At 53.4% G+C, this 17,062-nt stretch carries 9 protein-coding genes and 1 pseudogene; 2 read left to right on the top strand and 8 right to left on the bottom strand.

The genetic code is table 11. The annotated features are described in order from the left end of the window. Positions 1-928: 928 nt before the first annotated feature. Together D5366_RS08065 and D5366_RS08060 are read right to left on the bottom strand one after the other, a co-directional pair. Positions 929-1,686 (bottom strand): IS5 family transposase gene (locus D5366_RS08065; RefSeq protein WP_141492768.1). Its coding sequence is split into 2 segments (ribosomal slippage): positions 929-1,365 and positions 1,365-1,686, totalling 759 coding nucleotides; the frame shifts between segments, so codons are not numbered across the junction. 195 nt (positions 1,687-1,881) lie between these two features. Continuing rightward, positions 1,882-2,552: pseudogene (locus tag D5366_RS08060) on the bottom strand (IS6 family transposase). A 376-nt stretch (positions 2,553-2,928) separates the two neighbouring features. Between D5366_RS08060 and D5366_RS08055 the strand changes: the two are divergent. Then, positions 2,929-5,943, top strand: coding sequence for a TonB-dependent receptor domain-containing protein (locus tag D5366_RS08055; protein WP_240775220.1), 3,015 nt, complete (start codon positions 2,929-2,931; stop codon positions 5,941-5,943). 744 nt (positions 5,944-6,687) lie between these two features. On the opposite strand, the gene D5366_RS08050 is transcribed toward D5366_RS08055, so the two are convergent. The 6 genes from D5366_RS08050 to tsaE all read right to left on the bottom strand — a co-directional run bounded on the left by D5366_RS08050 (position 6,688) and on the right by tsaE (position 16,437). Then, positions 6,688-7,407 (bottom strand): GcrA family cell cycle regulator, encoded by a 720-nt coding sequence (locus D5366_RS08050; protein ID WP_141493034.1) that lies wholly within the window; start codon positions 7,405-7,407, stop codon positions 6,688-6,690. Positions 7,408-7,554: 147 nt separating this feature from the next. Beyond that, on the bottom strand, positions 7,555-8,778 hold the full coding sequence (gene rnd / locus D5366_RS08045) for a ribonuclease D (protein WP_141493033.1): 1,224 nt from the start codon (positions 8,776-8,778) through the stop codon (positions 7,555-7,557). 106 nt (positions 8,779-8,884) lie between these two features. Further along, the gene (gene trxA, locus D5366_RS08040; RefSeq protein ID WP_141493032.1) at positions 8,885-9,211 is read right to left on the bottom strand and encodes a thioredoxin TrxA; all 327 of its coding nucleotides are present in this window, start codon (positions 9,209-9,211) and stop codon (positions 8,885-8,887) included. A 63-nt stretch (positions 9,212-9,274) separates the two neighbouring features. After that, on the bottom strand, positions 9,275-12,910 hold the full coding sequence (gene addA / locus D5366_RS08035) for a double-strand break repair helicase AddA (protein WP_141493031.1): 3,636 nt from the start codon (positions 12,908-12,910) through the stop codon (positions 9,275-9,277). Further along, complete coding sequence (gene addB / locus D5366_RS08030; protein WP_141493030.1) at positions 12,907-15,984, bottom strand: double-strand break repair protein AddB; 3,078 nt, start codon at positions 15,982-15,984, stop codon at positions 12,907-12,909. Before addB ends, addA begins: the two co-directional genes overlap by 4 nt. A 3-nt stretch (positions 15,985-15,987) precedes the next feature. Then, a complete protein-coding gene (gene tsaE, locus D5366_RS08025) occupies positions 15,988-16,437 on the bottom strand; it encodes a tRNA (adenosine(37)-N6)-threonylcarbamoyltransferase complex ATPase subunit type 1 TsaE (RefSeq protein WP_141493029.1) in 450 nt (149 codons plus the stop codon). 157 nt (positions 16,438-16,594) lie between these two features. Between tsaE and D5366_RS08020 the strand changes: the two genes are divergently transcribed. Then, a complete protein-coding gene (locus D5366_RS08020; protein WP_141493028.1) occupies positions 16,595-17,059 on the top strand; it encodes a DUF2147 domain-containing protein in 465 nt (154 codons plus the stop codon). Positions 17,060-17,062: the final 3 nt, after the last annotated feature.

Below are 17,062 nucleotides of genomic sequence, written 5' to 3'. Positions count from 1 at the left end.
CATTACAGCGTTGTAATTCAATGTTGTAATTTCATCGAAATGTAACGCATTGGGACTTTTTTAGTCCAGATTAAAAAAATGCAATTATTTGTCATCAGGTCAATAAAAATTTTTCTAAAACAAATGCTTATAGTAGACGGTTTATTTAAAACTTTCGAATAACTGCCAATTCTAAGGTTTTTATTATTAACTTTTAGCAAACTTTTCACCTTATTCACCTCTTGTAGAATACTCCTACATCCATTAGAAAGCCCTTAGTGTCTGCGTAGCTCAGTAGGATAGAGCACAGGATTCCTAGTTTCGAATTGGGCGCCATGCTTCGGAAACGTCATGGTGGATTTGCTCAAATTCGGGGAACGCTCTGACCGCACTAACGGTCGTGCCAATCCCGAGCCAAGCTTCCTCTCATAAGAGGAAGAAGGTGTAGAGACTGTACGGGCAACACCTTGGCATTAGCCGTGGTGAAGAGACAGTCCAGACCACAAACGAACTGCACAGGCAGTTCGGCGGCGAAAGCCGAAGTGGTATGAATCCTGGGGCCGAAGGTTCGAATCCTTCCGTGGACACCAACCATCATAAAAACTCCTGTTAAACTCCCATTTTTTAATCAGGTTTGACACTTTTCAGGATAGGTTTAGTAGTCGAGACCATTACCATGGCCTCCCTTACGAGCTTTTCTTGGTCCACTGCGCGCGTGCATCTTTATATTTCTGATAAACTGGCATGGCCAGTAATTGATGCAATGTGGTGAGCACTACACCCCGCTTTTGCCAACCCCGCAGCGCTGCAGCCATGACTCAAAGCGCACATAGAAACCATTCGATGTGAAAGCGTCCCCTCTTGCAGTCTGCAGAGAAAATTTCGTTGCCAGCCAAAATGCTCTGACTGGTAAGAATAAATCATTATCAATAACAATTAGGCTCAGGACTCATAGCCAGAAGATGACGATTGCGGCGAGGCAGACGGCTGAGAAGAAGACGGTCGGGCATCTGTCGTAGCGGGTTGCGACCCGCCGCCAGTCCTTGAGCCTTCCGAACATAATCTCGATGCGATTGCGGCGTTTATATTTTCGCTTGTCGTATTTGACCGGTTTTCCGCGAGATTTCCGTCCTGGAATGCAGGGCTTTATACCTTTCTCTTCCAGGGCGTCCCTGAACCAGTCGGCGTCATACCCGCGATCTCCCAGCATCCATTGTGCTGCAGGAAGACTGTCCAGCAGGGCAGCGGCACCGGTATAATCGCTGATCTGCCGCGCAGTCATGAAAAAGCTCAGCGGTCGTCCGTTCTGATCGGTGACCGCATGGAGTTTGGTATTCATACCGCCTTTGGTGCGACCAATCAGGCGGCCTGGATCCCCTTTTTTAGCCGCAGGCTCGAAGCCGTGCGGTGCACCTTGAGATATGTCGCATCAATCATAATCGTCTGAGGCTCGGCTTTCGCAGCAGACAGGCCATCCATCATCCGCATGAAAATGCCCATGTCACCCCAACGTTTCCAGCGGTTGTAGAGCGTTTTGTGCGGACCGTATTCCCGGGGCGCATCACGCCAGCGCATACCATTGCGGTTCACAAAAATGATGCCGCTCAGCACACGGCGGTCATCAACGCGAGGTTTGCCGTGGCTCTTGGGAAAGAACGGCCGCAGACGCTCCATCTGTTCGTCCGTCAGCCAAAACAGGTCGCTCATCTTCAGTCTCCTCACAGAGCCTGAATCAGATTTCCGCAATCAAATCAATAGGTCCTGAGCCTAGCACGCTATCGGGCAGGACGATGCGAGATGTCGCGGCGGCAAGGGATGTTAAATAATTGGCTCTATTGCAAAGGTAGGTTTGGGTTGAATCGATCCTGTTTGTTTTGATTTTCAAACGATTTAGAAGCTGAATTATCTCACGACGAGACACTCTTCTTTCATTACACCCTCTTGGGACTGGAAGAGCTCAGCTTGTCCTTTTTTCAGGGTGCTCACGACCTCAAAACCCCTGATCGTCGCATAAGCGGTTTTCAGGCTTTTAAAGCCACGGAACAGCTTGATCAGCCTCGATTACATCGTTCAGATACTTGGCTTAACGTTGTTTCATCGTGTCGGGAAACTTACTATTTTTCTTGGATTCGGTGATGGCCCGACCATAGGTCGGCGCCTTGTCCGTGTTGATTGTTTATGGCTTCTCCCAACTCTTTAAGCCGTACAAAGCTTTGCTCAGAAAGCGTGTGGCAGCCTTAGTGTTTCGGATTGGCGAGAGGAAGACATTAATCGTATCACCCCCCCTTTGCCGACCGCCCGGTGCAGATACGCCCCTTTCCCTTTGACCGAGATGTTGAATCTCATCAACCCGCCAGCTGGAAAACCCTGAGCGTTTCCAATACCACCGAAGGCGCTTTCCCATCTCGGGGGCATAGCGCTAGACCCAGCGGTAGATCGTTGAATGATCAACACTCACGCCCCGCCCAACCAACATGATTTCAAGATCGCGATAGCTGATCGCAACGGCAATACCAGTGCACTGCCCATAGGATCACGTCACCTCGAAAATGCCGTCCCTTGAAATCACTCATCAGACCAATTCCGCCGCAAAACCAACAAAAGGCTCCAGGTAGAATGGTCGACTTTGAAGCCGTTCCCAATAAAATTGCGTTGCAAGTTGTGTCGTAACCGCAACATTGTGTGTCAAATCAATTTAAAATCCTCCTTTCTCGCTTGACCCAACAATAGATGACAATGTTTGTTACGAATTAGAAAAGTTTTGACAAATCCGTATGCCCAGGAAAGCAACGCCGACGCAGGGCGGACCAGAAACATTTCATCCATAAGCATTCATAACCGCAATGACAAAGGCGCCTGATGAACATTCCCCGGCATGAAACGTCGCACCGAATTCTGCTCCGGAACCGGTCCGCACTTCTCCTCTTCACTGCCCTGTGCGGAAACTTTGTGCTGAGCGCCGAAGCTGCTCCCGTGCATAAACATCAAAAGACCGCTCATGCGAAACGTCCAGTTGTTACTGCGCCCGCCAAGGCTATGCCTACAGCCACACCCGTTCAGGTCACAACGCCGCAGACCACTCGTTCAAACGCATTGCGTATTAACACTGCCTCGATTGAGGAAGCGCACACTGAAAACGTTGTGGTCACGGGCTCTATGTTCCGGGACCCAAACATCCGCAGCGCCTCTCCCATTACTAGGATCACGGCAGCCGAACTCCAGCAGCGCGGCATCCACAACGTGTCGGACGCGCTTCAACTCCTGTCATCGAACGGCGCGGGCAACTTAACGAACGCTTGGACGGCCGGCGGGGGCTTTGCGCCTGGCTCTTCCGCCCCGTCACTTCGTGGCCTGTCAACGGACTCGACGCTCGTGCTGATGGACGGCCAGCGCCTGTCCTATTACCCGCTGGCAGATGACGGCGAGCGCAACTTCGTTGACACGAACTGGTTCCCGTCCTCAATCATGCAGACAATCGACGTCATGCAGGACGGCGGCTCCGCAACGTACGGCGCGGACGCGGTCGCGGGTGTGGTTAACTACATCACGCGTAAGCAAATTAAGGGCTTCGAGGGCAACGCCGAAGGCGGCCTGTCCCAGCGCGGCGATGCCGGCCATCAGAAGCTCTACGCGACCTACGGTTTCGGCGACCTCGACCGGGACAAGTACAACGTTTACGTTAACTCCGAATATCAGCAGGACGATCCGCTTTACTACCGTCAGCTCCAGGGCCCGTACAACAACGGTGACTTGACATCTATCGGCGGCAGCGACGGAAACATCAATTCCGCAATTCAGGGCGGTCAGGTGGTCAATGTCGGTCAGACCGTGCCGTCCGCGCGCGCCGTTACCGCTGCTGGCGTCAGAACCGGTCCGCTCCAGCTTATAAACCAGGCCGCGGGCTGCACCAACGGCGGTTTGTACCAAACCGGAGGCATCTACACCTCCGCGGCGACCGGCGACAAAGGAATGTCGCAGGTTTGTTCACAGAATGCTCAGCAGTACGCGCAAATCGCGCCTTCACTGCGCCGCATCAACGCGACCATCCACGGCACCGTCAACGTGACCGACCAGTCGCAGCTCGTTGCGATGTTTAACTACTCGCAGGTGCTTTCCCAAACGACGGGCGCTCCAGCGTCTGCCTATTCGCAAAACCAAGCCAAGACTGCGAGCACACTCACCACGTTTGAGCCGGTCTTACTCCCCAACGGCCAACTTAACCCAAGCAACCCGTACGCTGCCCAAAACGAACGGGCGTGGGTCTACGGCCAACTGCCGAATATCATCCAACGCACTTCGTTATTTAGTCAGAATTTCCGTGGCTCTGTGCGCTATTCTGGTTTTCTAAAATCCCATTGGGGCAGTGACTGGAACTACGACGCGAACTTCGTCGGCATGCACACAACGCTTCAGCAGACCTACACCGGCGTGCCCAAGCTCTCCGGCCTGATTGACGCCATTTCGACCGGCTCATATAATTTTGCAAATCCATCGGCTACGCCCCAATCAGTACTGAATTCGATTGCGCCGGTAAACCAAATCAATGCGCTCACGAAGGAATATTCTCTCGAAGGCTCGATTTCTAAAGGATTGTTCCATTTGCCAGGCGGCATGCTCCATCTCGCAATTGGTGGCAATGTACGTTATGAATACCTAAACGACCCTAACGCTAACCCGGCTGACCTCACCAACCCGGCGAACCAGTGGACAGGAGCGATCAATCCGGTCAGCGCCTACGGCCACCGTTGGGTCGAATCCGGCTTCTTCGAGGTCAACGCCCCGATCGTAAAAATGCTGAATGCTGACGTTTCAGGCCGTTACGATCACTATTCCGAAGGGTTTTCGCACTTTTCACCGAAAGTCGGCGTGCAGTTCAAACCGAGCGATAAGCTTACCCTGCGCGGTACATTCTCCAAAGGTTTCCGCGTCCCAAGCTTCGCTGAAACCGGCGGAACGACGATCGGCTACACGGGTTTCAATATCACCGACCCGACTTGGCTTGCGCAGCATACCAGCGCCTCCGGCCTACTCAGCCCCTATGCGAAAAACTATTCGCTCGGCCTGCAAAACGCAGGCAATCCTAGCTTGCGCCCCGAAACATCAACTAACTTTTCGGGCGGGCCTGTCTTTACTCCGACCAAATGGCTGACGCTAACAGCGACGTATTATTACATCAAAAAAGATAACTACATCACCCCAGGTTCTTCTAGTGGCTATGGCTCGATTGCAAATCAGTGGGCCGCTACTTACGCCCAAACGGGCAGTCTTGCTGCCGCCAATGCAACGGTCCCAGCTGGCACGCATATTACGGCAAACCCAGTCGACACCCAGTTCCCGAACGGTGCGCCGTCGCCTGCGATTGTCAGTACAGGCTACGTCAACGCCCGTAGTATTATGACCGACGGGTTTGACCTTGGGTTCCAAGCTAACACAGCCCTGCCGGGAATCTTACACAACATCCACCTGTTCTCGGACGGCCACGCAACCTATGTCCGCCGCTTCAACCTGCGCAACGCGGACGGTACGCTTAATCAGTATGCCGGAACCATTGGGCCGTATCAGGCTGTATCCTCTTCAGGTACGCCGCGCTGGCGCGCCAATTGGCAGAACACACTCACCTACAAATCCTTGGCCGTGACCCCGACTGTGTATTACACGTCCGGTTACCGAAACGTGGCCGACGACTACGTCTCCGGCAGTTACGGCACTGGCTGCGCAAACATGATCGTCAATACGAACTACCTCCCTGGCCGCTGCACCACAAAGGGGTTCTGGGACGTGGACCTGACGGTAAACTATACGTTCAACAAAAACTGGCGCGCCTATGCCAACGTCTACAACCTGCTCGGCTTCCGTGCGCCAATCGATACGGCCACATATTCGGGTTACCTCTACAACTCGTCGTGGACACAGCAGGGCGTGATTCTACGCTCCTTCCAGTTCGGCGTCCTCGCGAACTTCTGATCTTTAACGATCCCGTAACGTCGAAAATCTGCCTTCCCAAAAAGGGAAGGCGGATCTGATATTCCAGTTAATTAAAGTTTTCGATATTTTAAATTCTGAATAATCTTTCCATTAAGTTTTTTGCTTTAAGTTTGGATGCCTTTGAGGGCAATTAGGCTGCGAAAATGGTCGCAGTATTTCACTAAGCGGCGACTTGTATACGATGAATGTGTCGTGTGAAAGCATTGGCGTCACTGACGGATAGAACGAGGGGATTACAAACGGCCGAAAAGGCGGAGACAAATCTTTGACATTCGTTCGGTGATTGGAACTTCTGCACAACTTTCTCACGTTTTCCTAAGAATAAACGGCTATTTTTACCCAATTATTCAGCCCTTTGTGGGAAAGTTACAGAACAGACGAACGGAGTTCTGGCTTCACAAAACTTTAGCTAGCTCTGTTGCAAAGTTAACTTCTTGGCTGGTTTCGTCTCGACACAAAAATTCGAGCATGCATAAAATTAGTAAGTTATTTGTATCGGAATCAATATTAAAACGGCAATTTTAGAGATTTACAATAGCTGTTTGAGCTATTGATTTAGTTGATAATAGCTATTCCTTCCGTGGACACCACCCCGACCTTACAACCATGCCAGTACGCTCTTAAGCGAGAGCGATATCCGTTTGGGTATATTAAGCTTTGTGGAAACCCAGCACGGCTCGGGCGTTGCCGCGCTGGGAGAATATCTAACCGATATTGGCGCGCCTAGTCTCGGCGGTCTCTTATCTTTACATAGGCAATGGCTGCATGCTCAGCGCAGTAAGGTTTACCCGATAATGGCCGCGCACCACAAAAGTGGAAACCTGGCGTTCCAGGGTCACCGAAAGGCCAACAGCAAGCCGGCCCTCTGCGAACCGGGCGGTCAATGGCTGGAGCCATGCGCGGCGCTCCAGAATGCCCAACAACCGAAGACAATGCCCTCTTAGGCCCATCTTCGTCTGAATTAGCATTGCTGGCTGTGCCTTCTGCTTTTACCGCAGCTTTTGGCGCCGCCACTGCCGGGCGAGACGGCGCTACGTCAGCCTGAACAACCTTAGCTGCAGGCGCGGCGACAGCTTCTTTTTTGAGGCCCCCAGCAGGAACAGGAGCAGGTTTTACATCGCCCTTGGCTTGCGCCACAGGTTCTGTTTTTTTGGCATCGCTTGTGTCCAGAAGTGAGCCCTGAGCCGCATCTTCTGCTTTTTCTGGGCTGACTTTGGGCTTTGGCTTAGAGCGTGTCGGCGGCTTACGACGCGGCACTTCTGTCGTGCCATCCGCATTTTTCCGGCTACGAATAGGCGATGGACGGGGCGGCAATCCAAGCCGGTGCGCCTTACCAACAACCGCATTCTTAGTGATTTCTAACTGACGTCCGATCTCAGCCGTTGAAAGACCCTGATCCCACAATTCACGAAGTCTGGCGATCGTCTCGTCCGTCCAGTCCATAAATCGGCTTCCCCTGTCCCGAATTGACGCTCACGCTTCCAGCGAACCTTTCGCCAAAGTGTGACGCGTCCCCGCTCACCATTGCACTATCTTTAACAGAAAGATCGCGTTAGTCGAAATTTCTCAAAAGATCGTTCTTTACCAAACCTATTCTGCAACATCCTGTCCAGATGCCACATCAGAAAAAATTTCCCCAGCCATTGGCTTGATCATTACCTGACCATCGACAACCGCCAGAGCAATCTCTCCTCGGACCAATGCTAGAGCATCAAGCCCAAAAAGCTCTTTCCGCCAGCCTTTAAGGGCAGACACATCCCTCTCAGCCAGCGCAATCCGGTCTAGATCATCTGCCGAAGCCACCAGTTTGGGTGCCACACCGTGCTCTTCACATTTAGCGGCAAGCAGTACCCGTAACATAGCGACAAGCGCAGCTGACGGCCGCGCCTTATCCGATTTGGACGGTGCCTTAGGTAGCGCGCCCTCAGGTAAGTCCAAGCCTGCACGGATAGCTGCCAGAAGCCCGGCACCCATCCGCCCTTCGGCAAAGCCACGCGTCACACCACGTACACGGCTCAATCCGTCAGTGTCAGTAGGGCGGATAGCAGCAATTTCCAAAAGACTTTCGTCCCGGATGATACGCTGGCGCGGAATATCCGCCTCTTGTGCGGCTCCCTCTCGCCATGCTGCGATTTCACGTAACACGCCAAGCATACGACGATTACTTGTACGTGCTTTAAGTTTTTCCCATAGGCGACGGGGGTCTGGCCGGAATGTTGTTTCTTCCGTCAGGATAGCCTGCTCTGCATCCGCCCACCTGAGACGTCCCTGCTCTTTTAACTGCTGGTGCAGGCTTTCATACACGACGCGCAGGTAGGTGACGTCTGCGGCGGCGTAAGCAATTTGCGCGGGCGTCAGAGGGCGTGCGGACCAATCACTGAAGCGATGCGCTTTATCAATGGTCCGTCCCGTAATTGCCCCCACCAAGCTGTCATAACCGACTTGATCCCCGAAGCCTGCGACCATCGCCGCCACTTGAGTATCAAAGATCGAGCGCGGGAGCTGATCAAAGAGGTGCAGAAAAATTTCTAAATCCTGCCGCGCTGCATGAAAGACTTTAATGCAATCCGGCGCCGCCAAAAGGTCGGATAGAGGGCTTAGATCTAAGCCCGGCGCCAAGGTGTCAATCAAGACAACGTCTTCTGTGCCGCTTAACTGGACGAGGCATAGCTCAGGCCAGTAAGTTTTTTCACGCACAAATTCTGTATCGATTGTAACGTAGGGCTCAAGCTTCAGCTTGGCACAAATGCGCGCGACTTCTTCGGTAGTCGTCAGCAGAACGGGGTCAGGAAATTCAAATTTCTTTGCACACATGCCCGTATTCTACACAAATACACGGTGCCTGACTACGAGACTCTGCACATATCTCTTGGGTCTTTACACACAATCTTATGCGTAAAGACCCAAATCTCGGGCAAGACTAGAGCGCCTTCTCAACCCAAGCCTTAAGTTGGCTCTTGGGCATTGCGCCGAGCTGCTGTGCCACTGGCTTGCCGTCCTTGAAAACGATCAGCGTTGGGATGCTGCGTACGCCGAACTGCGTGGGGGCCTCAGGGTTGGAATCGATGTTCACCTTGGCCACCTTCAAGCGGCCTTGGAACTCCGCACCGATCTCTTCCAACGCTGGTGCAATCATTTTGCATGGGCCGCACCACTCCGCCCAGAAATCGACCAATACGGGGCCTTCGGCTTTAAGAACATCTTGCTCAAAGCTGCCGTCCGTGACGGCTACGGTGTTAGCACTCATGAATATCTTCCTTACTCTTAGGGCCTTTGTCTTTACAGGACTGATATTGTCCTCTTCCCAACATCATGCAAGCCCTACCTTCTCAGCGGCATCCAACATAGCCGGGGAAAGGAGATGCACCTGCGGCCCTTCGGTCCATACCAGAAGGCAATGTATCTGTGCATTGGGATATAACTGGCTCAGCACATCTCTATACGCTGCCATTTGCCGCACATAGGCAATTGGTGTTCGCTCTGCCTTGGATGGAGGCAAACGGTTTGTTTTGTAATCGCACAGCCAGACATCTCTATCCGACACATGCAGACGATCGACCTGCCCCAAAACCACGCGGCCTTGGCTCAAACCAGAAATTGGCTGTTCCGCACGACTCCCACTCCTGAAGAGAGGCGTTAAAGCAGGATGCTCCAAAATAGACTGCACTTGCTGCGTAATTGCTAACACCTCATCTTCCGCAAGGCCCAATGCGGCACGAGACAACCAGCGATGAGCAATTAGACCACGCTCCTCAACCGGGACATCAGGCAAAAGCTGGAGCAGTTTGTGAATCATGGTCCCTCGGCGCATGGCTTGTCGTCGGGCCTGAACAAGCTCAACACGGCTGAGAGTTTTTTTTCTATGTGCCAATTGCTCCAAAGGAGAGCGCACCGCTACTTTTGGACCAAACTCAGCACCATCGGGTCGGCTCGGCGCGAGCGGGCGCGTAAGCGCATCTTCCGAGGCGGCTGGAATAGCCGTCCAATCGGGCGCCTGCCCCATCCACACAGGAAGCTGCGGGCCTTCTCTCACTTCCCCCTTGGAGGAAGAGGCACTAACCGCCGCACCCCCTACCGAGGCGAACTCTTCTATAACCCGCCTCTGCCCTTCCCAAGGAAGGTCAAACACTTCCTCCCGCACAACATCCCCTAAAGCATCGAAACCAGCCTGACACTGTGCGTACCAACTCGTCTCGGACAGTGATTTCTTGGTTGATGCCCCGCATATTACCAGCCAATCGCTCGCACGGGTCAAAGCTACATACAGCAAGCGATTACGCTCGGCTTGTGCGCGTTCTTTTTCCTTATCAGACAAAGCCGTTGTCGCGGATATATTAAGCTTTTTTGCAGGCACAACAACCGGCAACTCTACAGGCTCGTTCGTCAGAGGAGCGGCTTCAGTCCAAAACAGGGTTTCGTTTTTTAGGCTGTTCGATACCGTGTCCGGCATGACTACTAAACGCGCCTGTAACCCCTTGGAGCCGTGCACGGTCATGACACGCACGGCATCACCACCACTCTCCGGTTCGCGTTTGACCTCTTTGGCGCTTGCTTCAAGCCAGTGCAAAAACCCTTGAAGCGACGGGGGGTGCAGTCCTTCATACCGCAAGGCGGCCGTCAAAAGCTCATCAACAGGCTCCGCAGCCTCTTCCCCCAGACGATGCAAAAGCCGTGCACGACCACCATACTGGCCCAGCGCTTCTGAAAGAAGCCTATACGGCGTTGCATAATCTACCCGCGTGTAAAGACCAGCCAACATTTCCCAAGCCCGGCTCCAATCCTGACGCTCTGCGTGCCGCTCACGTAGGACTGTCCATAATGGCCTTCCTCCTTTGCCAAGAACATGCCTGCTGCCATCCTGCGTAGCCAATGCCATGAGCGAGGCGTCCGTGACCCCACCCAGTGGTGAAGTCAGGACTGAGGCTAATGTTAAATCATCCTGGGGCAGCAAAAGAGCTGCACATAACGTCATTAAATCACGAACAGCCACCGTCTCAGTCAGGCCAACACTGACCAAAGTCGCAACCGGGACTTTGTTGCCTTTCAGAGAACGAATGAGAGAGCGAAGAAATTCAGACCTGCGCGGCACAAGTATGAGTATATCTCCCGCCCTCAATGGCGGTTTTCCGGGCTGCGGGGAGCGGCCTATCTGTTCCGCAATCCACACACCTAAAGAATCAGCCAAGCGTTGCGGTGCACTACGCTGGCCATAATTTCGTGACGGAGGCTCCCAAGGAGAATGAGCATCTACGTCATCTTCTTCCGTAGCGACCGGTACAAGCGGCCAAATCTCAACCCGTCCTCCTTCACCTGAGCGCGCGGGAATATGCGGCTTTAACGCCCCACCATCCGTTTCAAGCAACCCTTTCGCGGCATCAGGCTGAGCAAACACAGCATCCACAAGCGTTAATACGGGCGCAACCGACCGGAACGAAACATTCAAATCAGGATCGCGCCATAACAGACCGGCATTTCGCACCCGCTGCGCAAACTCCTTGCGCCAAGCATGGAATTGACCCGGATCGGCCCCCTGAAACCCGAAAATAGACTGTTTGTAATCCCCAACAGCAAAGACCGTCCGTGGGCGCAAAGCCCTCTCTCGCCCTCCCTCACCAGCAAAAAATTCAGACGTCAGCATGCCTGCAATTTCCCACTGCAAGCCGGAATTGTCTTGCACCTCGTCCAGCAGCAAATGGTCTATGCCACCGTCAAGCTTATACAAAACCCACGCGGCCCCCGGATCGTCCAACAGCTTACGTGTCTCACGGATCAGATCGCCATAATCGACCAGTCCACGCGCAGCTTTACCCTCTCTAAAATTTTGTAAAATGGGCACGGTTAGCGACATGAGAGTAGTGTTGACCGCAGCAAGCACAGCGGCACGCATACGCTCTTGCAGCGCTAAGATGCGCTCTCCCTCATTATCTAAATATTCGGGTAATCTGGGCTCTGCTTCCCTCACAGCTTTCCCAGCTATGCCGCTCGATTTCTTTACAGTTCCATTTTTAGTTAGAAAAAAACTGGCCCATTCTACTGCAGAACGCTCCTCGGGCACTCGACCCAAAGATGCCAGTATCCCATCAATGATTTTACGTGCGGCCGGGGTCGCCACATCATGAATGGCTATCAGCTTTTCTTTCAAAACACCTTCGTATGGCGAGTTTGTTATTTCTGCTTCGAGGGCGTTCAATTCGTCCGCCCTTGCCCCTAAAGTTTCTTCATAAAATCTTTTCAGCAACGCTGGTTGAACCGCACAACGCTCCAACAGCGGCCCTAACCGCGCCCCTGAATCACTCAACGCCCGCAAGGTCGTGAAAAAGGTATCCGGCGCAACTTTACCGACCAACTCCGTAATGCTCTGAGGAGAGCGCGCCGACTCATCTTCCATAGCCGAACGCAAAGCCAGACGGGTATCTGTCTCCTCCATCAAGTCAAAATAAGGATCAATCGACGCTTCGAGCGGAAAACGCCTCAATAATGACTGACAAAACGCGTGGATCGTCTCAATACGCAGACCGCCCGGCAAGTCGAGAACCTTTAAAAATAACCCTCGCGCAGCGGCCCTTGTCTCAAAAATGTCGGGAACAGAAAGAGCGCTCAATTCCTTTCCTAACGCTGCATCCGACAGCGAGACCCATTTACCAAGCTTAGCCTGCAAGCGATGCGCCATTTCGGCGGCGGCCGCCTTTGTGTAGGTCAGACACACAATACGGGCAGGGTTTGCCCCCTCTACCAACCGCGTTTCACCATCTGGGCACACCATTTCCAGCGGCAACATCAGACGCAGAAGACGGTCAATCAGTAGTTTAGTTTTCCCTGAACCGGCCGAGGCCGACACAAAAACTGAGGCCAACGGGTCTGATGCCAAACTCTGTGTACGGTTGGCTTGTGCTTTAGCTTCCTCAGCCGAATACGCTGCGGTGGAGCCTGTATTAAAATCGCTCATGCGTCATCACCTTCATCTTCGTAAGATGCCGCTTTCCATTCCGCCACGCGTGCCAACAATTCATAGTCCGTGTACCGTGTTGGTCGCTTCGCCCAAGGCTGCGAAAGATAAGCTTGCTCTGGTTTTTCATACGCCACGACTAGAGCCCGCAAATCGTCTATTGCCCCGGCTATCAGCATCTGAGCTGTTACGTCTGAGCCTTGTGTGCTGGGTACCGAAGTTTCCTTTCCGGCTTCAGAGCCCCCGCTAAGCTGCCAGTAAAGTAACGCTTCCGTTTCTGCGGCCGGCACATTCGCAAAAGCGCCCCTCGCCAAAAATGCTCCTTCAAGCACAAGCTGCGACGCCCATCCTCGTGCAACGTCCTTGCCGCTTGGGGGCGCCCCTGTTTTATAATCAAATACCGTGGCATTGCCCTCGGCGTTAATATCGATACGGTCTGCCCGCCCGGTTACGGTGAAAAGGCCTTGCTCCGTCATAAATTTATACTGAGCTGACACCTCCACAAAATGGCGCGCGCCCGGCTGTGCCAAACGGCGCTCGCGTTCTTGTGCCACGACCCAATCCGCTATGCGCGCCAAACGTGGGCGCCACCAATTGGCCAATGCAGGCCGAACTGGCACCCGATCGAGCGCTTCATCAAACATCCGCCGAACATGACGTTCCGCATTATCGGGCCATGCATCCGGATAAACCCTTAAAACCTGCTCCATCGCATCATGGACAATGGTCCCAAAGTCCGCGTGCTCCACTCCCTCTTCCAAGGGAGACAACGGCTTTAATTTCAACACATGCTTTGCATAAATTGCATATGGATCTTTTTTGAGTGTCTCTATGTCCGTAATACTCAATTGTCGTGGACGAAGCGCAATATTCGGGCGCGGCATCGGGGATGTTAACAGCTCAACCCCAGCCAGAGGCTGATCCAGCTTTTTTTGCCATTCGAGCGCCACATGCACAGGTAAAGCCTGCTTGCGCCCTTCCAGAAAAGCTTCCATCCGCACTAACCAACGCGCCATCACACCCGGCGAACCGTCGCGCCTTCCTGCATTGGAAAACACCACCTGCCCTCCACCCATCACGGCAGAGACAAAATCATGCGCACTAATGCCAATTTGGCGCTCCGGCGGAGCCAACCCTACACGCGCCCTCATCGGCCTGCTCAGCCAAGGACCTGAATCTGTGGCCGGTGGCCAAACCGTCTCGTTCAGCCCCCCAAGCACGACAACATTAAAAGCCTGCAAACGAGCTTCCAGCACACCCAGAATAGACACACGGGGGTGAGCCAACTCTTCGCCGTCACGATAGGCCCGCGCACCAGTGAGGGTCTCACCGGATAAGGCCGTATTTAAAAAAGAATCCAAATGCCCCAGTTTTTGTGGGGGTAGAAGTGCTGTGTGCTCCATCAACCCTGCAAGGTGCTGAGCTAATGCTTCCCCTTCTTCTCCCACCCACAAACGCGACGCACCCCGGCCTTCCTCTTCGCTTAACTCTGCGCCGTCATTCTCACGCTGCTCAGTCGCGGCCAAAGCCTCAGCAGACTGCACAAGCGCTTCCAACAACTCTGGCAAAGGTGCAGCCTCGGTAATTGCCAATAACGGCGCGAGACAAACCTCAAGACGATCAACAAAATGTAGCGGATCTTCCGCCCAATCGGGCGCATCAGCAGTCTGCCCCTCATCCGGTGCTAGACGTTCTGCTTCTCGCGCATGCAACGCCGAACGCAGCCCTGCAATGCCTGCCGCAGGTGCTGGGCCACGTAAAATCAAACGCTCCAGCCGCCGGGCTGAAGCACGGCACACACCCGGAGACTGCCCCATGGCTGCCAACGGGTGTTTGATCATGGATAGCAACGCAACAGGCGATAACTGTGCTTCAACGGCCTGTGCAATCAATCTTAAAAAAACCGCTGGTGGTGACTCTGCCAAGCTCATGCCAGCACTATCATCCGCCACGATACCAAAACGCTGTAACTCAGTTCCTACGCGCCGCGCCAAGGAGCGATCAGGCGTAATAAGAGCTGCATTATAACCCGGTTTTTGAACTGCGTTCCGCAAAATCAATGCAATTGCCTGTGCTTCCTGCTGCTGATCTTGCGCGGGTAAGCGATACAATCCTTCAATATTACGCGGCTCTAAATCTTTGCCCCATGCACCAATGCCCTGCTCCGGCAGCATGACATCGCGCATGACAGCTTCACGCCCCATCTGAGCGAAATCGTCATCTGTATCCGCCCCCCACTCCGAAAGTTCGGAGCGGGTAACGGCTAAAACATCCAAAATTTCTTTTAGCCCGGCTTGCGGGTGGGCCTCAGGTAGCACCTCCCACAGACCATCCTCAAGGACCAAGTCTACTCCCGGCAGCACCACACACCCACGCGGCATACGCGCAACCGCAGCCAGAACATCCACAACAGCAGCCGAACCATCGGCAAAACCGACGGCCCAGACGGGCGTCTCCGGCGGCCTCTGATGCCACAAAGCCGCTTGTGCTTTAAGGCGCGCCACCTGCCGTGCAACAGGGTTCATCAACCCCTGCTCCTGCAACCATTGCGGCCAAATACTCGTGACAATTTCCAAAAATTGCAGCGTCTGACGCCAATGTTCCGAGAACTGCTCATCGACAGCACCCGGCAAAGCTTCAGACAAATTGACGCCTGCCCTCTCCGCCTCATCCATCAACTCAGCCAGAGCTTTCGCCAATGGCCATGCGCGGTCAATACCTTTGGTGCGGTCCATACCAAGGGACACGATAGGTGTCTGCAATATTAACCAAGACAGCACAGCCAAACGCTGCTGCTTATCTACAGGAGGTGGTAGATCAACCTCAAACCCAACCTCTCCACCGATCAGGCCTCCTTCATCCACATCGTTCATCGCGACGACACGTGGCAGCAAAGCGGCCTCCCCGTCCAGCACGCGCAAGAACGCTTCCATAAGCGCACGCCCAGCACGACGGCTCGGCACTAGAATCAAACCCGGCCCGGCCTGAGCATTGTCCGAACTTTCCTGAGCCAGCCATTTCCGAACAACACAGTCCAAAAAAGCTACGCCCGGCGATACGCTTACAATATGCACAATTTATACTTTCAACTTCGCCAAGCGAGCATCAGGCCAACCGGTTAGAGACACGACGCGTTCGTCCTCTCCGGCTCCCTGCTCAAACGTCACATGCAAGGCGCCATTGGGCAGCATGTCTTCAGCCCGTTCTGGCCACTCAACAAGCATAATCCCCTCGCAAGCAGCATCCCAGTCCAATTCATCCAACGCATCAGGCCCTTCGAGCCGCCATAAATCATAATGAAATGCAGGCCCGGCCGGTGTGTCGTATGTCAGTAAAATTGGAAAGCTCGGGCTCGGGACATCCAAAGCTACATCCCCGGTCAACGCCCGCAAAAAAGAGCGAGCAAAAGTACTTTTGCCCATACCGTATGAACCATCTAGCGCCAGACAATCCCCCGGCGAGCATAAGGTTGCCAAGGAAGCGCCTAAGGCTTCGGTGTCCAACTGGTTTTTAAGATATAAACGCATGCCTTACTGTGCCGCGCCTCTCTCTCTTTTCACAAGACTACTTTCCGGCAGGTAGTCACATTTTAACATTTAAAAAGACTAAACTTTCTCTTTGCCTGCCCTTTTAATACTCTAGACTCACTGCGCTAACAGACAACATATCCGGAGGAACACCCTCATGCTGAAACGTTTTCTGACAAAATCCTGTGTTGCACTTGCTCTTGTGAGCTGTGCTTTGCTGCACCCAGTAGCCTATGCCGCTGACGATAATTCACCTGTAGGCTATTGGGAATCATTTGATGATCGCACCCATACCCCCAAAGCCATCATTCAGATTTTCACAAATCCCGACAGCAGCCTCTCGGGCAAAATTGTCAAAAAGCTCGTTGAAACAGGCGGCGATACATGCGGCCACTGCACCGGCGCTTTACACAATGCCCCCTTTAAAGGCCTCGTGATTTTATCCGGTATGAAACCCGTAGATAATGCGTGGGAAGGTGGCTCGATCATGGACCCCGCCAGCGGCAAAGTTTACCACTGCCGCATGAAAGTCGCACGTGACCAACTCGAAGTCCGCGGCTTCATCGGCGTCTCTCTTTTTGGACGTAGCCAAATCTGGAAGCGCGTCTCTGCTCCGGGCTAAACC

Origin of the sequence: Neokomagataea tanensis (genome assembly GCF_006542335.1) — a bacterium.
Taxonomy (GTDB): Bacteria; Pseudomonadota; Alphaproteobacteria; order Acetobacterales; family Acetobacteraceae; genus Gluconobacter; species Gluconobacter tanensis.
Note: the sequence above shows the minus strand (reverse complement) of the source record. Positions and strands in the feature narration are given on the sequence as shown.